Source organism: Chitiniphilus eburneus, assembly GCF_005048205.1.
GTDB classification, from domain to species: domain Bacteria; phylum Pseudomonadota; class Gammaproteobacteria; order Burkholderiales; family Chitinibacteraceae; genus Chitiniphilus; species Chitiniphilus eburneus.
Genome location: NZ_SUMF01000045.1, coordinates 1 through 20,606 on the forward strand (window position 1 = coordinate 1; position 20,606 = coordinate 20,606).

17 protein-coding genes are annotated in these 20,606 nt (G+C 65.0%); 13 read left to right on the top strand and 4 right to left on the bottom strand.

Features of this window, described 5'->3' with window-relative positions; genetic code table 11:
* On the top strand, positions 1–320 hold a 320-nt coding region (locus FAZ21_RS19010), incomplete at its 5' end, for a hypothetical protein (protein ID WP_211243530.1).
* Between the two features lie 520 nt (positions 321–840).
* Here FAZ21_RS19010 and FAZ21_RS19015 read toward each other — a convergent pair.
* Positions 841–1,956 (bottom strand): helix-turn-helix transcriptional regulator, encoded by a 1,116-nt coding sequence (locus tag FAZ21_RS19015; protein ID WP_136775012.1) that lies wholly within the window; start codon positions 1,954–1,956, stop codon positions 841–843.
* Between the two features lie 210 nt (positions 1,957–2,166).
* Between FAZ21_RS19015 and FAZ21_RS19020 the strand changes: the two genes are divergently transcribed.
* On the top strand, positions 2,167–3,948 hold the full coding sequence (locus tag FAZ21_RS19020; protein WP_136775013.1) for a hypothetical protein: 1,782 nt from the start codon (positions 2,167–2,169) through the stop codon (positions 3,946–3,948).
* Positions 3,949–4,001: 53 nt separating this feature from the next.
* On the opposite strand, the gene FAZ21_RS19025 is transcribed toward FAZ21_RS19020, so the two are convergent.
* Positions 4,002–5,414, bottom strand: a complete 1,413-nt coding sequence (locus tag FAZ21_RS19025) for a cryptochrome/photolyase family protein (protein WP_136775014.1) — start codon at positions 5,412–5,414, stop codon at positions 4,002–4,004.
* A gap of 133 nt (positions 5,415–5,547) precedes the next feature.
* On the opposite strand from FAZ21_RS19025, the gene FAZ21_RS19030 reads away from it, so the two are divergent.
* The 7 genes from FAZ21_RS19030 (at position 5,548) to FAZ21_RS19060 (ending at position 10,773) form a co-directional block, all read left to right on the top strand.
* Positions 5,548–6,105, top strand: a complete 558-nt coding sequence (locus tag FAZ21_RS19030; protein WP_136775015.1) for a YqgE/AlgH family protein — start codon at positions 5,548–5,550, stop codon at positions 6,103–6,105.
* A gap of 49 nt (positions 6,106–6,154) precedes the next feature.
* Entirely contained in the window at positions 6,155–6,574 is a 420-nt protein-coding gene (gene ruvX, locus FAZ21_RS19035) for a Holliday junction resolvase RuvX (RefSeq protein ID WP_136775016.1), read from the top strand.
* Between the two features lie 173 nt (positions 6,575–6,747).
* Positions 6,748–7,422: a transporter substrate-binding domain-containing protein gene (locus FAZ21_RS19040; RefSeq protein ID WP_136775017.1), complete on the top strand. Its 675-nt coding sequence runs from the start codon at positions 6,748–6,750 to the stop codon at positions 7,420–7,422.
* A gap of 139 nt (positions 7,423–7,561) precedes the next feature.
* On the top strand, positions 7,562–8,521 hold the full coding sequence (locus tag FAZ21_RS19045) for an aspartate carbamoyltransferase catalytic subunit (protein ID WP_136775018.1): 960 nt from the start codon (positions 7,562–7,564) through the stop codon (positions 8,519–8,521).
* Positions 8,522–8,535: 14 nt separating this feature from the next.
* A complete protein-coding gene (locus FAZ21_RS19050; RefSeq protein ID WP_136775019.1) occupies positions 8,536–9,816 on the top strand; it encodes a dihydroorotase in 1,281 nt (426 codons plus the stop codon).
* A 166-nt stretch (positions 9,817–9,982) separates the two neighbouring features.
* Positions 9,983–10,390 carry a VOC family protein gene (locus FAZ21_RS19055; protein WP_136775020.1) on the top strand — a complete coding sequence of 136 codons (408 nt, stop codon included), beginning with the start codon at positions 9,983–9,985 and terminating at the stop codon, positions 10,388–10,390.
* A 113-nt stretch (positions 10,391–10,503) separates the two neighbouring features.
* Positions 10,504–10,773 (top strand): acyl-CoA-binding protein, encoded by a 270-nt coding sequence (locus tag FAZ21_RS19060; RefSeq protein WP_136775021.1) that lies wholly within the window; start codon positions 10,504–10,506, stop codon positions 10,771–10,773.
* Positions 10,774–10,871: 98 nt separating this feature from the next.
* On the opposite strand, the gene FAZ21_RS19065 is transcribed toward FAZ21_RS19060, so the two are convergent.
* On the bottom strand, positions 10,872–11,480 hold the full coding sequence (locus FAZ21_RS19065; RefSeq protein WP_136775022.1) for a TetR/AcrR family transcriptional regulator: 609 nt from the start codon (positions 11,478–11,480) through the stop codon (positions 10,872–10,874).
* 217 nt (positions 11,481–11,697) lie between these two features.
* On the opposite strand from FAZ21_RS19065, the gene FAZ21_RS19070 reads away from it, so the two are divergent.
* From FAZ21_RS19070 to FAZ21_RS19085, 4 genes are all read left to right on the top strand, one after another.
* Positions 11,698–12,891, top strand: coding sequence for an efflux RND transporter periplasmic adaptor subunit (locus tag FAZ21_RS19070; RefSeq protein WP_136775023.1), 1,194 nt, complete (start codon positions 11,698–11,700; stop codon positions 12,889–12,891).
* A gap of 3 nt (positions 12,892–12,894) precedes the next feature.
* Positions 12,895–16,047: an efflux RND transporter permease subunit gene (locus tag FAZ21_RS19075; RefSeq protein WP_136775024.1), complete on the top strand. Its 3,153-nt coding sequence runs from the start codon at positions 12,895–12,897 to the stop codon at positions 16,045–16,047.
* Between the two features lies 1 nt (position 16,048).
* Positions 16,049–17,491: an AdeC/AdeK/OprM family multidrug efflux complex outer membrane factor gene (gene adeC, locus FAZ21_RS19080; RefSeq protein WP_136775025.1), complete on the top strand. Its 1,443-nt coding sequence runs from the start codon at positions 16,049–16,051 to the stop codon at positions 17,489–17,491.
* Between the two features lie 302 nt (positions 17,492–17,793).
* Positions 17,794–20,316: a DUF1631 family protein gene (locus FAZ21_RS19085; protein ID WP_136775026.1), complete on the top strand. Its 2,523-nt coding sequence runs from the start codon at positions 17,794–17,796 to the stop codon at positions 20,314–20,316.
* Positions 20,317–20,381: 65 nt separating this feature from the next.
* On the opposite strand, the gene FAZ21_RS19090 is transcribed toward FAZ21_RS19085, so the two are convergent.
* Positions 20,382–20,606, bottom strand: a 225-nt coding sequence (locus FAZ21_RS19090; protein WP_281279797.1) for a transaldolase family protein, incomplete at its 5' end; no start/stop codon positions are given.

Below are 20,606 nucleotides of genomic sequence, written 5' to 3' on the forward strand. Positions count from 1 at the left end.
TGCAACTGCAACTGCAACTGCAACTGCAACTGCAACTGCAACTGCAACTGCAACTGCAACTGCAACTGCAACTGCAAAGGCTTTTAACCGCCTGGCGCCTGCGGCGCGGTTGCTTGACGCCCTTAGCGGCCGGGCGGGCCGGTTCATTTCTTTTGCGTCGCCAAAAGAAACGAACCAAAGAAAAGGCGACCCTGCATCCACGCCCTTCGGGTTCCCTCGCTCCAGACAATCGGGCGGTGGCTGCGGAACTCGGGCGCTGCGCGCCCTCAGACAGTCCTCGCCGAATTCCCGCCCGCTTGTCTTCCGCTCGGCGCTTCTGAAGGGGACCCGGCAGACCATCCTCTCCCCCGGCCCCTCCCCTTGAAAGGAAGGGGTGACGTGTACGAGTGCCTGTGGGTGAAAGTGGGTGGCTTTGTACTCGCAGGCATGCAAACAGCGAGGACATTTCCCAAACTGCGCTGGCATTCAGCAGCCTTTCCTCCATTATGTGGTGCCGAGGAGTGGAGCGAGACCTTAGGCTCGCGACCGACGTAGGTAACCCCGGAGGGGCGCAGACGGTGGTGCCGCCAAAGCTTAGCGGCTTGCCGTTTAGCGACGCGCCATGCAGGGCGAAGCGTCGCACCGCCTTTTCTTTGGTTCGTTTCTTTTGGTCACGCAAAAAGAAACGAACCGGCCTGCCCAGCATTAAAGGTGTTGCTGTTGATTTAAAGATGTTGCCGTTGAAACGCGCATGCCGAGCACTAACGACCGCCGCGAGGCGCTCCGTGTTTTGAGGTTGCCGCTAAGCGCACCCATCAGCGCTGCCGCAATGGCAAAGGCGCCAACCGCCCCCGATTCTCCCTATCGCGCCGCATATGCGGGGCTTGCCATCACCCGTGCCACCAGCTCCGCCTGCCGGTTGGTGCCGGTCTTGCCGAACACACTCTTCAACTGGGTACGCAAGGTATTGAGCGTCACGTCGCGCGCGGCAGCCAGCGTTTCCAGGCTTTCGCCCCGGCACAGGCCGGCGGTCAGGGCCGCTTCGGCTTCGGAGAGGCCGAACAGCAGCATCAGCATCGCCGGGTCGGGCGCGGCGCGCAGGCTGGGGTCGAACAGGAAGACCAGCGATGCTTCGACGCCTTCTCCATCCTGCTGCGCCAGATGGATCGTGGTCACCAGCAGCGTCAAGGGCGGCAGGTTCGGGCCGCGCGGAATGCGCAGGGTGCGTCGGCCGCTGTTGTCGGGAAGGGCGGTGTCGCCCAGGCGCAGGTAGGTGGACAGGCGCCGTTCGCTGTCGGCGGCGTCGATCAGCAGGTTGGCGCCATCGAGCGAGATGCCGGGCGCGCCGCGCGCCAGGACCGTTTGCGCGGCGTGGTTGGCCACCATCACCTTGCCCAGACGGTTGAGCATCAGCACCGGGGTGGAGAATGCATCCAGTGCGCTGTGTACCGCCAGCGCGTCGAAACGCGATTCGAGCAGCCGCTGGTGGATCAGCACGCTGCGTTGCAGGTGTGGCAGCAGGCGGTCGAGTTCGGCCAGTTCGGCGTCGGCAAAGCCGCCGGGATCGTGCCGGCGCTGGATGAAGAGTTGGGTGTGCCAATCGCCTTCCACCTGGATGGTGGCGGCCGCCGCGTGGGCGATGCCTTGTGGCGCCAGATATTCGCGGGCGAAGCGGCTGTGTTTCAGAAAACTGTCGATGTCAGGAATGTCGCGGTTGCTGGCATAGAACCGCCCGCCGGGCGAAGTCATCATGACATGCGCCAGGCGATCCTCACGGGCGTAGTCGTCGGCGTAGCGCTGGATCCATTCTGCATCGGTGTGACTGGTCCACGCGCCACGGATGGCGTGGCTGTGCAGGTTGCGCACGATCAACTGGGCGGATCGAAGCCGGAAGTGTGTCGCCAGATGGCTCAGGAACAGGACAAAGCCACTGCTCGCCACCGTACTTTCGTAGATCGATCCGATCAGTGCTTCCATGGGCTTCCCATTGCGCGTGCATTCCGTCGGGAAGTATAGCGATAAGCATATGGCATCACTCATATGAGTGATTGTTGTCTTATTGACGCCTCTCTACGCTGAGTCCGGACGAAAGCATCGGTGCTTTCGCATGCAGTGCCCGCCCTGCCCGGCGAGGCGCGCCGCGATCGACAATCAGGGCGGACCACCGCCTGTTTCCGGGGATACACGATGACAATGCGATATATGAAGCCAGCCCTGCTGGCCGCCAGCATGGCGCTGTTGCTCACTGCCTGTGGCAGTGGCGGTGGGGACTCCACTCCTGACGAGCCGTCGGGCCCGCCCGCCGCGTCGGGTAACATCAGCGGCGTGGCTGCGGCCGGCGCACCGCTGGCTGGCACCGTGACCGTGAAGGATGCCAACGGGGTCACGCGCAGCGTGCCGGTGGGGGCGGACGGGCAGTACACCGTCGACGTCACCGGCCTGACGCCGCCGTTCGTGTTCCGTGCCGATGGCATGGTCGGGGGCAAGCGCTACGTGATCCATTCCGCCGCGTTGCAGACCGATGTGGGCGGCACCATCAACATCACGCCGCTGACCGACCTGATCATCGCCAATATCGCCGGCGATCTGGCGGCCAATTTCTTCGATACGCCGCAGTTCGCCAGCCTGACTCCGGATGCCCTCACCGAGCAGACCGCGGCGCTGAAGGCGCGGTTGCAAAGCGTGCTGACCGGGCTGGGCATCGAGAGCACCATCGATCTGCTGCGCAGCAGCTTCCAGGCCGACCATACCGGGCTGGACGCCGCGCTGGACATCCTGCGTGTCACTGTCGATCCGGAAACCCAGGTGGCGACGATCCGGAACGTGCTGACGCAGGAGGAGATCCAGGATCAACTGACCAGCACCACCGATACCGATGCGTTGCCGGCTCCCGGTGACCTGAGCGGCGTGGTTTCCGATCTGCAAGGCATCGAGGCGGCGTTCCGGCGCTTCAATGCGCTATTCGCCAATGGCCTGCCGACCGCCGAGGCGGTCAAGGGCGAGCTGAGCGAGGATTTCCGTCACGAGGATCAGAACCGCGATACCTTCGCGGCCGATGTGGGTAGCGATCCGAGTAATATCGGCATCAGCTTCAGCGGCGTGACGCTGGAAGGCCCGGTGCAGACCTCGGCCGACGGCACTTTTGTCCGGGTTGGCTTCATCGTGAAGCTGAAGAACGGCCTGCTGGAAAGCGTGGAAACCGGCTGGCGCTTGCAGAAGGTGACGGTGGATGGGCAGGCCAAGTGGCTGCTGCATGGCAACCGTGGCCGCTTCTCCGCAGAAGCGTATCCGCTGGCGCTGCGCAACGAGGTCAACGGCACGGTCAGCTATCACACCGGGCTGGAGTTCTGGATCGAAGACCCGAACACCAGCAACGACCACGGCACGATCACCTATGCGCTGGTGAAGGGGCCAGGTCTGCCGGCCGGTGGCGTACGCTTCGTGCCGCAGTCGCTGGGTGGTCAGTTCTGCCGTGAAGGCACGTTGCCGAACTGCGGCACGCTGGTGGAGCTGTCGGACAGCGCCATCGCCGAGGTGAAGGACAACAGCGTGTATGCCTTCGAGTTCTATACCGCCAGCAATCAGGCGGTGCTCATCACCGATACCACCAACGCGCAGTACCGCACCGTCGTCAAACGGCCGTACACCAACGCCGAGCTGGCGCAGATCGCCTGGCCCGCACTGAGCAGCGCCAGCCGTACCGCGCTGGGTTCGTTCGCCGGTGGGCCGTTCAGCGTGAGTGCCAGCTTCCCCATCGGGTTCGCCTATGGCATCGATGTGTCATATGGCACGGCCTCCGGCTATGCCGAGCGGCTGGATCAGTGGACCTATCCGTCGTCGGCCACGGTGACCGAGGCGTTCGACTTCGACCCGGCTCCGGCCAACGATCCGGTCACTTGGCGGATGGTGAAGCTGGATTACAACGACGCGCAGTTGCGCAACGTGCTGAGCATCTACCAACTGCAATAATTCCAGGGCGCTTCGCACCCGGCCGGCCCCAAGGGACCGGCCTTTTTCATGCGTCAACGCGCGGCTTTGAACAGCGCCAGTGCCTGTTCGCGTTGCTGCGCGTGATCGACGATGGGAAGCGGGTAGTCGTGCCCCAGCCGCACGCCCGCGGCGGCCAGTTCCAGGGGCTGCGCCTGCCACGGCGCGTGGATGGCGTGATCGGGTAAAGCGGCCAGTTCGGGGCAATAGCGGCGGATGAAGCGGCCATCCGGATCGAATTTTCGCGACTGGCTGACCGGATTGAAAATGCGGAAGTAGGGCTGGGCGTCGCAGCCGGTGGAGGCGGCCCATTGCCAGCCGCCGTTGTTGGCGGCGAGGTCGTAGTCGATCAGCCGCTCGGCGAACAGGCGCTCGCCCCAGCGCCAGTCCACCAGCAGGTCTTTCACCAGGAACGACGCCGCCACCATGCGCAGGCGGTTGTGCATGTAGCCGGTGCCATTGAGCTGGCGCATCGCGGCATCGACCAATGGATACCCGGTGCGCCCGTCGCACCACGCGGCAAACCAGTCCTCCCGGTTGGGAAATGGCAGCGTGTTGTACTCGCGCCGGAAGGCATGATCGACCACATCGGGGCGATGCCAGAGGATCTGGTGGTAGAAATCGCGCCATGCCAGTTCTTTCAGCCAGGTCTGTGCGCCTGCGGTGCCCGCCTGCCACGCATGGCGCGCCAGTTCGCGGATCGATACCGTGCCGAAGCGCAGGTGTACCGACAGATACGAGGGCCCCTTCATCGCCGGGAAGTCACGGCGCTGAGGGTAGGCATCGAGGCGCGGCTTGAATTGCTCGAACAACCGCTCTCCGCCCGACATGCCTGTCGGCAACGGCAGTTCGGCGAGATTGGTGGCAACGAAGCCCAGCTCTGCCAGTGTCGGCAGCGGTGCTTGCGGCAGCGGCAACAGCCGTTCCAGATAGCGTGCCACCGGGTAGGACGACAGCATGAAGTTGTCCAGCCGAGCCGACCAGGCGCGGTGGTAAGGCGTGAAGACGCTGTACATGCCTTGCTCGCGGGTCAGGATTTCATCGCGTTCGAACAGCACATGGTCTTTGAAGGTGAGTAGCTCGCCGCCTTCGGCTGCCAGCGCCTGGGCCACCGCATGGTCGCGATCGCGCGCGGCGGGCTCGTCATCGTGGTTGGCGTAGACGACCCCGGCCCGGAAGTGCCGCGCCAGGCGCGGGATTTCCGCGACTGGTCGGCCGTGCGCCACCACCAGCGCGCTATGGCGCGCGTGCAGGGACTCGGCCAGTTCGTGCAGCGATGCGAGGATGAACTCCACGCGCCGGTCGGCCCGTGGCAGCGGCGCCAGGATATCCAGGTCGAACACGAATACCGCCACCACGCGGCCATGGCGCTTCAGCGCGTGATACAGCGCGGCATGGTCGAACAGGCGCAGATCGCGGCGGAACCAGACGATTGCGGTATCGCTCATCGGGGTGTCATCCAGGAAGGTGGGCGGATCATAGCTGTGTCCCGGCGCACGCCGCTGGCGATATTGCCGCTGGCCCCTGCCTACCGCCGGTCGCGCGCGCTGTGCGCGCAACTTCTTATGCGATACTTGAGGCATGGACTTCAATCTCTCCCAGCACTTCCTGATCGCCATGCCCAGCCTCGTGGACCCGATCTTCGCGCGGACGCTGACCTTTGTCTGCGACCACAACGAGCGCGGCGCGATGGGCGTGATCGTGAACCGGCCCCTCGGCATGCCGCTTTCCACGCTGTTCGAGCAGATCGGCGTGGAACTGCATCGTCCCGATGTCGCCGATCTCGCGGTGTGCTTCGGCGGGCCGGTACAGACCGATCGCGGTTTCGTGCTGCATACCCCGCTGGGCGATTGGCAATCGACACTGCCGGTGTCCGACGAGATGGGCCTGACCACTTCCAAGGACGTGCTGCTGGCGGTGGGCGAGGGCGCTGGCCCGGAACAGCTGTTCGTCACGCTGGGCTACGCCGGCTGGGAAGCCGGGCAGCTCGAAAACGAGATCGCGCAGAATGCCTGGATTTCGGTGCAGGCCGATCCGCAAGTGATCTTCGACCTGCCGGCCGAGGAGCGTTACGAGGCCGCGCTGGCTTTGCTCGGCATCGACATGGCGATGCTGGCCGAGGATGCCGGCCACGCCTGATCCCGCGGGCCCTGCCGTGGGCTCGTCCCTTTTTTTTCCTGGATTTGCCATGAGCAGCGTGCTCGCATTCGATTTTGGCGAGGCCCGCATCGGCGTCGCCGTAGGCAGCACCGAGCTGGGCATTGCCCACCCGGTGGAAACCATTGCCGCCGAGGGCAACGACGCCCGGTTCGCGCGCATCGGGCAGTTGATCGCCGAATGGCAGCCGGCGCAACTGGTGGTGGGGCTGCCGCTGGCGGAGTCGGGTGAAGAGCAGGAAACGTCGCGGCTGGCGCGCAAGTTCGCCAATCGGCTGAACGGTCGTTTCGGCCTGCCGGTGGCGCTGGTGGACGAGCGCTACAGTTCCGCCGCCGCCAGTGCCGCGCTCAACGATACGGGCGTGCGCGGCCGCAAGCAGAAGCCGGCGCTCGATCAGGTCGCGGCGATGCAGATCCTCCAGGGCTGGTTCGATGGGGCGGCGGCGCAGTGACCCCCGCCATTTCCAAGGGTTGGCCCGGCAAATGGATGGCTATCGCGCGGGCGCCGATCGAAGTACGTCCATCCTGCGGGCGAGCGTTGTAAGCTGTGGGCTCGTGAGGGGACGAGACGATGGCAAAGTTGTGGCTGGTATTGCTTTTTCTGTGTGGTGCATCCGGGATGGTCGTGGCCGAGCCCCAGGCGGTGCCTGTGTATGTCTATCACGACTATCCACCCTATATCGCCGAGGATGGCCGTGACCTCAGCCACGCGTTGATCGATGCGTTGAATGAGCGCGCCACCGGCCGCTACCACTTCGAGCTGAAGTTGCTGCCGCGCCGCCGCGTGGATCGCCTGATCGCATCGCCGGACTGGCGCGGTGTGGTGGCCTGGGTGAATCCGGCATGGCTCAAGCCCAGCGCCGAACGGCTGCAATGGTCCCCGCCGCTGCTGCGCGACACCGATCTGTGGGTCACCTTGCGCGAGCGGCCGTTGAGCCGGGAGCAGATCGAAAAGCAGGGCGGCTATCGCCTGGGTTCCCTGCTCGGGCATCGATATGCGGAACTGGAGCGCAAGCGTACCGCCGTGCCGATCCAGCGCTTCGATACCCCGTCGATGGAATCGCTGGCGCGCATGCTGATGGCCGGGCGGGTCGACGTCATCACCATGCCCGCGCTCACCGAGGACTGGCTGGCCGAGCAATGGCCGCAATGGCGTGCCCAGGTGGTGACCCTGCCCCGCGGCGAGCCGTACCCGCGACTTTTGCTCAGCAACAGCGCCGATCCCATGCTGGCGGCCTATCTGGCGGGCGTGGCGCAGGCGCTCTATCGCGATCCGCGTTGGCCCTCCCTCGAGCCCTGATCGGCCGGATTTGCGCACGGGCCGATCGCGTCCCTGGCATTTTCCCCTACGCGGCACTGGTCAGCGCCGGGCGGATGGCCGAAAATTGCGGCCATCGCCAACCTGCCACCGTCCCCGGCGGCGCCGTGCCGAGATCCTCATGTACAACCCCCAATTGAACCAACAGGGCGAGCTGATTCACCTGCTCACCACCGAAGGGCTGCCCAGGCGCATCCTGAATCAGGTGCTCGACCGCGCCGCTGAGTTCGTCGCCCAGGGCGCCGAAGGCAACAAGAAATTCAACCATCTCGCCGGTCGCTCGGTGTTCAACCTGTTCTTCGAGAACTCCACGCGCACCCGCACCACCTTCGAGATCGCCGCCAAGCGCCTGTCGGCCGATGTGATCAACCTCAATATCCAGGCTTCCAGCACCGCCAAGGGCGAAACGCTGCTCGACACCATCCACAACCTGGAAGCGATGGGCGCCGACCTGTTCGTGGTGCGCCACGCACAATCGGGCGCCGCGCACCTGATTGCCGAGCACGTGCAACCCGGCATTGCCGTGGTCAATGCCGGCGACGGCCGCCACGCGCATCCGACGCAGGCGTTGCTGGACATGTACACCATCCGCCACTACAAGGGCGACTTCACCAACCTGCGCGTCGCCATCGTCGGCGACATCCTGCATTCGCGCGTGGCGCGCTCGCAGATTCACGCGCTGACCACGCTGGGCTGCCCGGAAGTGCGCGTGATCGCGCCCAAGACCTTGCTGCCCACGGGCATCGAAAGCCTGGGCGTGCATGTCCACCACGACATGCGGGAAGGCCTGAAGGACGTGGACGTGGTTGCCATGCTGCGCTTGCAGAACGAGCGCATGAGCGGCGCCTACCTGCCCAGCACGCAGGAATACTTCAAGCACTACGGCCTGACCCCCGAGAAGCTGGCGCTGGCCAGGCCCGACGCCATCGTGATGCACCCCGGCCCGATGAATCGCGGCGTGGAGATCGATTCGGCGGTGGCCGACGGCGATCGCGCGGTGATCCTGCCGCAGGTGACCTTCGGCATCGCCGTGCGCATGGCCGTGATGAACATCGTCGCCGAGAACCAGGCAAGACGTTAAGGAAAGTCGAGAACATGGCAATCAAGAACATCGCAATCCTGAACGGCCGCCTGGTCGATCCGCTGGCCGGCACCGATCGGCTCGCCGACCTGTTCCTGTCCGAGGGCCGCATCGTCGGCGTCGGCCAGGCGCCCGCCGGCTTTGTCGCCGAGGACACCCTCGATGCCAGCGGGCTGGTGGTCTGCCCCGGCCTGGTGGATCTCGCCGCGCGTCTGCGCGAGCCGGGCTTCGAATACAAGGCCACGCTGCCCACCGAGATGGCCGCCGCCGTGGCCGGCGGCGTGACCAGCATCGTCTGCCCGCCCGACACCGACCCGCCACTGGACGAACCCGGCCTGGTGACCATGTTGCGCCAGCGTGCCAAGGCGCACGATCTGGCACGGTTGTATCCGGTGGGCGCGCTCACCGCTGGCCTCAAAGGCCGTGAGATCACCGAGATGGCGCAACTGCGCGAGGCCGGCTGCGTGGCGTTTTCACAAGGCGATGTGCCCATTGCCGACCTTCAGGTGCTGTACCGCGCCATGCAGTACGCGGCCACCTTCGACTTCTCGCTGCGCCTGCGCCCCGAAGAAGCCAGCCTGGTGAACGACGGCGTGGCGCACGACGGCGAATATGCTTCGCGCCTGGGCCTGACCGGCATCCCGGTGGTGGCCGAGACCATCGCCATCGCGCAGATCGTGCAACTGATGCATGCCACCGGTTGCCGAGTGCATCTGGCCCGACTGTCCAGCGGCGAAGGCGTGGCGATGGTGCGCGCCGCCAAGCGCGATGGCCTGCCGCTGACCTGCGACGTGGACATCAACCATATCCACCTGACCGACGTGGATATCGGCTACTTCAATAGCCAGTACCGCTTCGATCCGCCGCTACGCAGCGGGCGCGACCGCGACGCCATCGTCGCCGGCCTGGTCGATGGCACCATCGACGCAATCTGTTCCGACCACAGCCCCGTGGACGACGACGGCAAGCTGGTACCGTTCGCCGAGGCTGAACGTGGCGCCACCGGCCTGGAACTGCTGTTGCCGTTGACGCTGGCCTGGGCTGAACGCGCCGGCGTGGCCTTGCCGCAGGCGCTGGCCAAGGTGACCTGCGTGCCGGCGACATTCCTGGGCTTCCAGGCCGGGCTGGCGGTGGGCAACCGCGCCGACCTGACGCTGTTCGACCCCGAGGCCACCTGGCGCGTGACGCCGGAAACGCTGCGTAGCCAGGGCAAGAACACGCCGTTCCTCGGTCATGAGCTGAAAGGCCGCGTGCGGCATACGCTGGTCAAGGGCAAGCGGGTGTTCAGCGCCTGAGCCTTTCGCATTGATCGGTTCTGCTCCCCCCGCTCTCGCCGTAGGGGGCCTCGCTAAGCTCGGGCGAGAGCGGGTGTTGCCGGATCGATGCCCATTCGCCATGGCAGGTGTGCGCGGCGCGTGCTTTGCCTCCGGGTTTAGTCTTGACGGTAGAGAGGAGGTTGTCATGCCGGTGCTGATCAATATCGACGTTCCCGATCTGGAAGCGGGCATTGCCTTCTACACCCAGGGTCTTGGCCTGACGCTGCTGCATCGTTACGACACCGAGTTTGTCGAACTGGGCGGCGCGGGAGTGCGGGTATTCCTGTTGCTCAAGCACGCTGGTACGCGGCCGGCGCCCGGCCTGCCGGAGCGTCTGTATACACGGCACTGGTCACCGATCCATTTCGACTTCCAGGTGGATGACGTGCCCGTCGCCGTGGCTCGTGCGGTGGCGGCGGGTGCCGTGGTGGAGGCACCGACGGAAACCAAGCCCTATGGCCAACTCGCCATGCTGGCCGATCCTTTTGGGCACGGTTTCTGCCTGATCAGCCTGACCGCGCAGGGCTACGGGGTGTATCTGCCCTGCTGCTGAGCGGGCTTTGCTCCGCCGCGCATGGCGTACATGTTTTCCCGAGTGTGGGGCAAAGGCACCGCCGTTATACTGAGCGTGTAAAACATCTGTTTGAAAACTATCTGGAGAACACCATGTCGGATCTGGCCAGTCGTTTCAAAACCGCCCAGGAAGAAGTCGTCCAGCTGGACGAAGCGCCGGACGTGCAGACCAAGCTCAAGCTCTACGCGCTGTTCAAGCAGGCCAGCGAGGGCGACGTGACCGGTGATCGCCCGAGCGCCATCCAGTTCGTGGCGCAGGCCAAGTACGATGCCTGGGCCAAGCTCAAGGGCACCAGCGGCGAAGCAGCCCAGCAGCAATACGTCGATCTGGTCGAAGTGCTCAAGGCCGCCGACGGCAAGTAGCCGGCCGGAGTGGATCGACCTTCGCCCCGCACGCGAAGCCGCGCCACGCCACAGCAAAAACGCCCCGCATTGCGGGGCGTTGTCGTTGGCGCGGGCGCTCAGCGTTCCAGCACCAGCCGGATACAGTCCTGCATCAGCGGCAGGATGGCCGCGCGCGGCAGGTCGGGATTACGCAGCGCGCGAATCTGCAAACCCTCGAACAGCGCGGCGACCACCTCGGCGCGCGCCCGGAGTTCTTCCTGCGACAGCGCCGGGCGCGCCTGCCGCCCTTCGGCGATCAGTTCGCCCAGCAGTTTCAGCGGCGTTTGATCCGACAGCTTGATCAGCTCGGCCACGTGTGGGTTGCGCGACGCCTCGGCCAGTACTTCCACCATCAGCGCCGTCTTGCCGGTGTCCATCACATCGTCCAGCCTTTCGCCCGCTTTTTCGATCATCGCCTCATACAGCCTGGGCGCGCCGCGCACACTGCGAATATTGCTCAACACATGCTGCACGTTTTCTTCGACGATGGCGGCGATGATCGCCTCTTTGTTCTCGAAATAGTGATAGATGTGGCCTACGCTCATGTTCGCGGCCTTGGCAATCACGGCCATGCTGGCCCCGTGGAAGCCGGACTGCAAGAAACAGGCGTGCGCGGCGGCGAGCACCTGCTCGCGGCGTGCCTGAGCCTTGGAGCCCTCTCCTTCGACTTTTCCTGCTTTGTTCATCTTGCTCTCTGCATACTTCGTTTTTGGTATGAGCCCGCATTGTAACTGTTGCCGGGAACGGGCTTCCGGAAATAGAATGAACGCTCATTCTAGATCGAGTGCTCATTCTAGAGCCAGTACAAACCGACATTTGTCCCAGTGCGACCGCTACCCGTGCCGCCATCGCGTCCGCCCCAAGAAGGCGGACGTTTCGATTCCACTCCGCTCCGAGGTGCCCATGAAATTCCCGTCCCGCATCACAACCCTGGCCATGCTGCTGGCCTTGATCGGAGGCATCGGCCTGGCCGGCTGCGGTAAATCCCAACCCGAGGGTGCGCAAAATGCGGCGCCGCCCGCTGTGGAAGTGGGTGTGGTCAAGGTGGGATTGCAGGCGGTGGCGCTGGATACCGAATTGCCGGGGCGTACCAGCCCGTACCAGATTGCCGAGGTACGGCCCCAGGTGGGCGGCATCCTGCAAAAGCGGCTATTCGAGGAAGGGTCGGACATCAAGGCCGGGCAGGTGCTGTACCAGATCGACCCGGCCACCTATCAGGCGGAGTACGAAAGCGCCAAGGCCGCGCTGGCCAAAGCCGAAGCCAATGTGCTCACCGCGCGCAACCGCGCGTCGCGCTATGACGACCTGGTGGCGATCAACGCGGTGAGCAAGCAGGATCACGACGATGCTACCGCCACGCTCAAGCAGGTGGAGGCCGATGTGGCCGGCGCCAAGGCGGCGCTGGAAACTGCACGCATCAACCTGGCCTACACCAGCGTGACTTCGCCGATTTCCGGCCGCATCGGCCGTTCCACGGTCACCGCCGGCGCGCTGGTCACGGCCAACCAGGCCCAGGCGCTTGCCACGGTACAGCAGCTCGATCCCATCTATGTGGATGTCACCCAGTCCACCACCGAACTGATGCGGCTGCGGCGCGATCTGGAAAGCGGGCGGTTGAAGCAGGCGGGCGGCAAGGCCCGCGTGCAACTGGTGCTGGAAGACGGCAGCCACTATGCGCAGGAAGGCCGGCTGGAATTCTCCGACGTCACTGTGGACCAGACCACCGGCAACGTCACGCTGCGCGCCGTGTTCCCCAATCCGAAACATCAGTTGCTGCCGGGCATGTACGTGCGCGCCGTGCTGGAGGAAGGCGTGAATGAATCCGCCATCCTGGTGCCGCAACAGGGTGTTACGCGCGATGCGCGCGGCGTGGCGGTTGCCATGATCGTCAACGCCGAGGGCAAGGTGGAGCCGCGCCAGCTCAAGACGGAACGAACAGTCGGCGATCAATGGCTGGTGAGCGATGGCCTCAATGCGGGCGATCAGGTGATCGTCGAAGGGTTGCAGAAAGTGCGCCCCGGCGTGCCTGCGCACGCCGTGCCGGTGCAACCCAAGGCCGGCGCCGCGTCGGCCCCCGCCGCCAAGCAAGGAGCCTGACGCATGGCCCGTTTCTTTATCGATCGGCCCATTTTTGCGTGGGTGATCGCCATCATCGTGATGCTGGCCGGTATCCTGGCCATCCTCAAGCTGCCGATCGCGCAGTACCCGGAGATCGCACCGCCCTCCGTCTCCATCTCCGCCACCTATCCCGGCGCATCCGCCAAGACCCTGGAGGACACCGTCACCCAGGTGATCGAGCAGAAGATGAAGGGCATCGACAACCTGAGCTACATGTCGTCGTCCAGTGACTCCTCCGGCTCGATGACGATCACGCTCACCTTCACCGCCGGCACCGATCCGGACATCGCGCAGGTGCAGGTGCAGAACAAGCTGGCGCTGGCCACGCCGCTGCTGCCGCAGGAAGTGCAGCAGCAGGGGATCCAGGTGACCAAATCGTCGGCCAGCTTCCTGTCCGTGCTCGGTGTGGTCTCCGAGGACGGCAGCATGAGCGACGTCGACCTTGCCGACTACATCGCCAGCAACATGCTCGACCCGGTCAGCCGTGTACCCGGCGTTGGCGACGTGCAGTTGTTCGGCGCGCAGTACGCCATGCGCGTGTGGCTCGATCCGGACAAGCTCAACAACTTCGGGCTCACGCCCAACGATGTGGCCGAGGCCATCCGTGGGCAGAACGCCCAGGTATCCGCCGGCCAGCTCGGCGGCACGCCGTCGGTGAAGGGGCAGCAGCTCAACGCCACCATCACCGCGCAGACCCGCCTTCAGACTGCGGAGCAGTTCCAGCAGATCCTGCTCAAGGTGAACACTGACGGCTCCAAGGTACTGCTACGCGATGTGGCGCGCGTTGAGCTGGGCAACGAAAGCTACGACACCGTGGCACGCTTCAACGGCAAACCGGCATCGGGCATGGGGATCAAGCTGGCCAACGGCGCCAATGCGCTGGAAACCGCCGCCGCGCTGGATCGCCAGGTCGAGGCGCTGAAGCCGTTCTTCCCGCCGGGCATGAAGGTGGTCAAGCCTTACGACACCACGCCCTTCGTCAAGCTGTCGATCCAGGAAGTGGTCAAGACGCTGGTCGAAGCCATCGTGCTGGTGTTCCTGGTGATGTACCTGTTCCTGCAGAACTGGCGTGCCACCTTGATTCCCACCATCGCAGTGCCGGTGGTGCTGTTGGGCACGTTCGGCGTGCTGGCGGCGTTCGGGTTCTCGATCAACACGCTGACCATGTTTGCCATGGTGCTGGCGATCGGCCTGCTGGTGGACGATGCCATCGTTGTGGTGGAAAACGTCGAGCGCGTGATGAGCGAGGAGGGCCTGTCGCCCCGTGAAGCCACGCGCAAATCGATGGGGCAGATCACCGGCGCGTTGGTCGGTATCGCCATGGTGCTGTCGGCGGTGTTCGTGCCGATGGCGTTCTTCGGCGGTTCCACCGGCGCCATCTATCGCCAGTTCTCGATCACCATCGTCTCGGCGATGGCGCTGTCGGTGTTCGTGGCGCTGGTGCTCACGCCGGCGCTGTGCGCCACCATGCTCAAGCAGATCGAAAAGGGGCATCACGCGGTCGATACCGGCTTTTTCGGCTGGTTCAACAATATGTTCGACCGCAACAACAACCGCTACCAGAGCGCCGTGCGCGGCATTCTCAAGCGCGGCGGCCGTTTCATGCTGATCTACCTGGCCATCGTTGCCGGCATGGCGGTGCTGTTTCTCCGCCTGCCCACCGCGTTCCTGCCCGATGAAGACCAGGGCATCCTGATGATGCAGGTGATGCTGCCGGCCGGCGCCACGCAGGAGCGCACGCTGTCCGTCATCAAGACCGTGGAAAACCACTTCATGGAGGGCGAAAAGCAGAACGTGGCCTCTGTCTTCGCCGTGGCGGGCTTCAGCTTCGGTGGCGCCGGCCAGAACAACGGCCTGGGCTTCATCTCGCTCAAGCCGTGGGACGAACGCAAGGAACCGGAGCAGAAGGCGCAGGCGATCGCCGGCCGTGCCATGGGCGCGTTCTCGCGCATCCGCGACGGCCTGGTGTTCGCCTTCGCCCCGCCAGCGGTGGTGGAGCTGGGTAATGCCACCGGCTTCGACTTCTTCCTCCAGGATCGTGGCGGTATCGGCCACGCCAAGCTCACTGAGGCGCGTAACCAGTTGCTCGGGATGGCGGCGCAGAATCCCGCCTTGGTGGCGGTGCGTCCGAACGGTCAGGAAGATACGCCGCAGTTCCAGCTCGACATCGACCAGGCCAAGTCGCGCGCGCTGGGCGTGGCGCTGGCCGACATCAACAGCACAATCTCCACGGCCTGGGGCAGCACCTATATCAACGACTTCATCGACCGTGGCCGTGTGAAGAAGGTGTTCCTGCAAGGCGAGGCCCAGGCGCGGATGCTGCCGGAGGACCTGAACAAGTGGTACGTGCGCAACCAGCATGGCGAGATGGTGCCGTTCTCCGCCTTCGCCACCGCGCACTGGACCTACGGTTCGCCGCGCCTGGAGCGCTACAACGGCTTGCCCGCGATGGAAATCATGGGGCAGCCGGCGCCGGGCAAGAGTACCGGCGATGCGATGAAGGCCATCGAAGATATCGTCGCCAAGCTGCCGCCGGGCGTGGGCATCGAATGGACCGGCCTGTCGTACCAGGAACGGATGTCCGGTTCGCAGGCACCCATGCTGTACGCGATCTCGCTGCTGGTGGTGTTCCTGTGCCTGGCCGCGTTGTATGAAAGCTGGTCGATCCCGTTCTCGGTGATGCTGGTGGTGCCGCTGGGCGTGCTCGGCGCACTGATTGCCGCCACCGGGCGCGGGTTGTCCAACGACGTGTACTTCCAGGTGGGGCTGCTGACCACCATCGGGCTATCGGCGAAAAACGCCATCCTGATCGTGGAATTCGCCAAGGACCTGATGGAAATCGAAGGCAAGAACCTGATCACCGCCACGCTGGAAGCGGTACGGATGCGGTTGCGCCCCATCATCATGACGTCGCTGGCGTTCGCGCTGGGCGTGCTGCCGCTGGTGATCAGCACTGGCGCCGGCTCCGGCGCGCAGAACGCCATCGGTACCGGTGTGCTGGGCGGCATGATCTCCGCCACCGTGCTGGCCATCTTCTTCGTGCCGTTGTTCTTCGTGCTGGTGCGGCGGCTGTTCCGGCCGCGCCACGGCACCGCCACCACGCATACCGCCCATGCCCATCAAGAGGACCAATGACATGCGCCGCACTCCCATGACTCTGGCCCTCGTCGCCGCGCTGCTGGCCGGTTGCGGCACGATGGCGCCTGATTACCAGCGCCCGGCCGCGCCGGTGGACGCCGCATGGCCACAAGGTGAGGCCTATGCACTGCGCCCGGCCAGCGGCGACCCCGCCGCGCTGGGCTGGCGTGATTTCTTCATCGATACCCGCCTGCAACAACTGATCGGCCTGGCGCTGGACAACAACCGCGACCTGCGCGTCGCCACGCTCAATATCGAGCGTGCCCGTGCCATGTACCAGGTCCAGCGCGCCGACCTGTTCCCCGCCATCGACGCCGCCGGCTCCGGCACCCACCAGCGCACCCCGGCCAGCCTGTCGCCCAATGGCAATGCCGCCGTCACGCATCAGTACAGCGCTGGCGTCGGCTTTGCCAGCTACGAGCTGGATCTGTTCGGCCGCGTGCGCAGCCTGAACGATGCGGCGCTGGAGCGCTACCTCGCTACCGAGGAAGCACGGCGCGGCGCACAGATCAGTCTGGTGGCCGAGGTCGCCAACGCCTACCTCACGCTGGCCGCCGACCAGGAACGGCTGGTGCTGGCGCGCGATACGCTGAAAAGCCAGCAGGAATCCTATGGCCTGACCCGGCGCAGCTTCGAAGCCGGCGTGACGTCCGAGCTGGATTTGCGCCAGGCGCAGACCAGCGTGGATTCGGCGCGGGTCGATGTGGCGCGTTTCACCGCGCAGACGGCGCAGGATCGCAACGCGTTGACCTTGCTGGTCGGCGCCTCGATCCCGGCCGAACTGTTGCCCAACCAGACATTGACCCCGGTGGCTGTACTGGCCGAGGTGCCGGCGGACCTGCCATCCGACGTGCTGGTGCGGCGCCCGGACGTGCTCCAGGCCGAGCGCACCTTGCGCGCCGCCAATGCCGACATCGGTGCGGCGCGGGCCGCGTTCTTCCCGCGCATCACGCTTACGGCGTCGGCGGGCAGCGCCAGTAACGAGCTGTCGCAGTTGTTCCAGGCCGGCGCCGGTACCTGGAGCTTCATCCCGCAGATCACGCTGCCGATCTTCGACGGCGGCCGCAACCGCGCGGGGCTGGATACCGCCAGGGCGGATCGCGATATCGCGGTGGCGCAATACGAAAAGTCGATCCAGAGCGCGTTCCGCGAAGTCGCCGACGCCCTGGCCGACTACGGCACCATGGATGAGCAACTGGCCGCGCAACAATCGCTGACCCAGGCGACCGAAATCAGCTACAAGCTGGCCGATGCGCGCTTCCGCAAAGGCGTGGACAGCTACCTGGCCGTGCTCGATTCGCAACGCGCCCTGTACAGCGCGCAGCAAGGTCTGATCGGTGCGCGGCTGGCGCGGCAGGCCAACCTCGTCACCTTGTACAAGGCGTTGGGTGGCGGCTGGCAGGAACAGGCCGAGGTTCCCCCGCCCGCGAACCCGGGCTAGGCCACGCAGGCGTTGTCGCTGGCCTGCTATCGACGCCGCGTCCCCGGACGCGGCGTTTTCCATGGGTAGTGGCGTCGCTGCGAAATGCGTGTCGGGGTGGTCGCTTCGCGGTAAGTTTTTTGCTGTCTACCGCAAGGCGGCCGCGTCATGCTGTCATGCTAAAATCCACTATGCTGCGTAAATCAAGGCGATAAATGTTAGCTTTCAAAGTGATTCTGTCTTTGTGCTGACCATATGGTGTCTTGATTCGATGGTTTTGTTCGAACCGTTGGCGCCGAAGACCTGCGTTATGGATTGACGACATGATGGATCGCAATGACTTGCTTGGCGCAGCGCGCGCAACCTTTCTGAGCCTGTTCGACAGTGCAGTGCAGGAACTGCTGCCACATACCGAGGCCGGCCTGCTGAAGAAAGCCGAATTCGCCCGTTCCATGCGCGAATCGACGGTACTGCTCGATGCCCGCACCACGCTGCAACGCCGGCTACCGACCTTGCGACTGGATCTGGTCGCCCATATGGAGCAGTTGCTCGACCGCAGCTTCCAGACCGCCTACAGCAACTTCCGCCCCTCGTTTTCCGGCGCGCTTGCCACCGCCGAACTCAGCCTGGTCAGCCTGTCCACCTTCGAGGACGAGCTACGTATCGACTCGGTGACCAAATACCTGCGCGACGAGGTGGAAGAACAGTTGCGCGACCTGAACATCCGCGTGGCGCTGCTGTTTGGCGAAGAGAACGTCAAGGAACGCGAAAACCCGTTTCGTCCCTACCTGTTGTCGCGCTGCATCTCCAATACCATCGACGGTTTTGTCGAATCGCGCGAACAGGCTGCCGTGCTGGTGGAGGAACTGTGCGAAGGCCTGGCCGCGCGCGCCTACACCCTGTATGAAGCGATGAATACGCTGTTGGCCAAGCATGGCATCGCCGCGCAGTTGCAGATGCGTCCGCGCAGCCTGGGCGGCGGCGCGCGCGCGGTTGGCGGGCAGATTCCCGCCGATCACGGCGCGGCGGCAGGCGCCGCAGCCGGTGCCCAGTCGGGCGGCGACGGCTGGACCGCGGACATGATCCCGGCCGGCCTGCCCGGCATGGGCGGCCCGGCTGGAATGGGAGGCATGGCAGGCATGCCCGGGGGCCCGATCGCGGCCCCCGAAGAACGCCTGCTGCAACTGGTGACCGGTCTGGAAAATGCGATGGGTGCCGGTATTGCCATGGGTGCCGGTATGCAGCCCGGCGTGGCCGGCATGCCGGGTATGGCTGCGCCAGGGGGTTATCCGCAGCAAGGCGGCGTGCCTGCCGGCTGGCAGACCGCGCCGCATGCGATGACGGCGCAGCCGAGTGGCTGGCTGGGGGGCGCCGAACGCGCGGGCAGTGTCCTGCGCAAGTTGTTCTCCGGCCTGCTGCCTGGCGGGGAGCAGGGCGTGGCTGCCACGGAGAATGTGATCCTCGTCCACTCGGTGACGCGCCTTCAGGCCACGCATGCCGACGATACGCCGGGCGAGTTGCGTGACGGCCACCTGCGCAACGTCATCCTCGAACACCGCGAGGAACTGAACAGCCAGACGCGTGACAGCCGCGAGCAGATGACCATCGACATCGTGGCCATGCTGTTCGAATTCATCCTGCGCGATACCGATGTGCCGGCGGAAGTGCGTGCCCAGTTGGGCCGGTTGCAGTTCATGGTGCTGAAGCTGGCGCTGATGGACCCGACGCTGCTCAGTAGCCGAAGCCACCCGGTGCGCCTGCTGGTCAACCGCATCGGCTCGATCTCGATCGGGCTGAAGCAGGTGGACCCGACCGGCGAGCGCGTCGCCAACGAAATCAGCCGTATCGTCGAGGAACTGCTCGCCAGTCATGAAGGCAGCGCCGAACTGTTCCCGCGCATGCTCGACCAGCTTGACGCCTTCATTGCCGCTGAACTGCGCGCCGGGCAGAAAGAAGTGGAGCCGGCACTGGAAGCGGTCGATCGCGCCGAGAACCGCACGCTGCGCTTTGCCCGCATCGTCGCCATGACCGGCGCCGCGCTGGGCGACATCAAGCTGGACGACTACCTGAACAGCTTTCTGCGGCACGACTGGCCGCGCGTGATCGAACGTGCCGCGCGCAGCGATCCGGAGCGCGCGCTGCGTTACTGGCGTACCATGCCGGATCTCGTGTGGAGCGTTGCACCCAAGCTCACCGAGGCCGACCGCCTGCAACTGCGGCAACTGTTGCCGGGATTGGTGACCAGCCTGCGCGAAGGCCTGGTCGAACGCGGCCGCGAGGCGGAAGCGCGGGAATTGCTGGGGTGGTTACTCGATGCGCATAAATTCGCATTGCGCAGTATTGACCTTCCCCACACCGTACCGTCTCTGGCCTACTTTCGTGATCGTTTCGAACACTGCCTGGACAAGGAGGCATTGGAAGCCGTGGCCCCGCATCAACCGGCGCCCCAGCAACTGGACAGCCAATTGCTGGAAGAAGCCATCCGCGAACTGGAAACCCGTCTTGAAATGGTCGACCGCCTGATCGGCGACCCGCCGCCGCCCGCTGAGGATGCCGTCTCGGTGGACGAAGAAGCTGCCATCCTGGCCAAGCTGCAACGCGGCGTGGGCGTCGAGATCGACCTGGGTGGGGAGATGACGCGCGCGGTACTGAGCTGGCCCGACCTGTCGCGTGGCCGCGTGATGCTCAACCTGGGCGAGGATCGGCCGCAGTCGGTGCTGGGCGTGGGGTTGTTCATGCGGTTGCGCCAATCGGGCCGCGCGCGCTTCCTGGAAGAAATCCCGTTGTTCGAGCGCGCGGTGTCGCACCTGCTCGATACGGCGGACCGGCTGGATGGCGTGGCCTGACCCCGCATTCCCCCCAACGAAAAACCGGCCTGCGCAGGCCGGTTTTTCGTTGGGCGTCCGGCGTGTCATTCGGTCAGCTTCAGCAGCTTTTCGAACGCCTCATCGAACAGCTTCAGGCCTTCCTGTTGCAACTGCTCACCGACAAGGTTGAAGTCGATCCCCAGTTTGCGCAGTTGCACCATTGCCAGTACCGCTTCCTCAATCGCCGTATCGAGCTTGCTCTGCGCCACGCCATGATCGCGGAACGCATCCAGCGTGGCATCCGGCACCGTGTTCACGGTATCCAGACC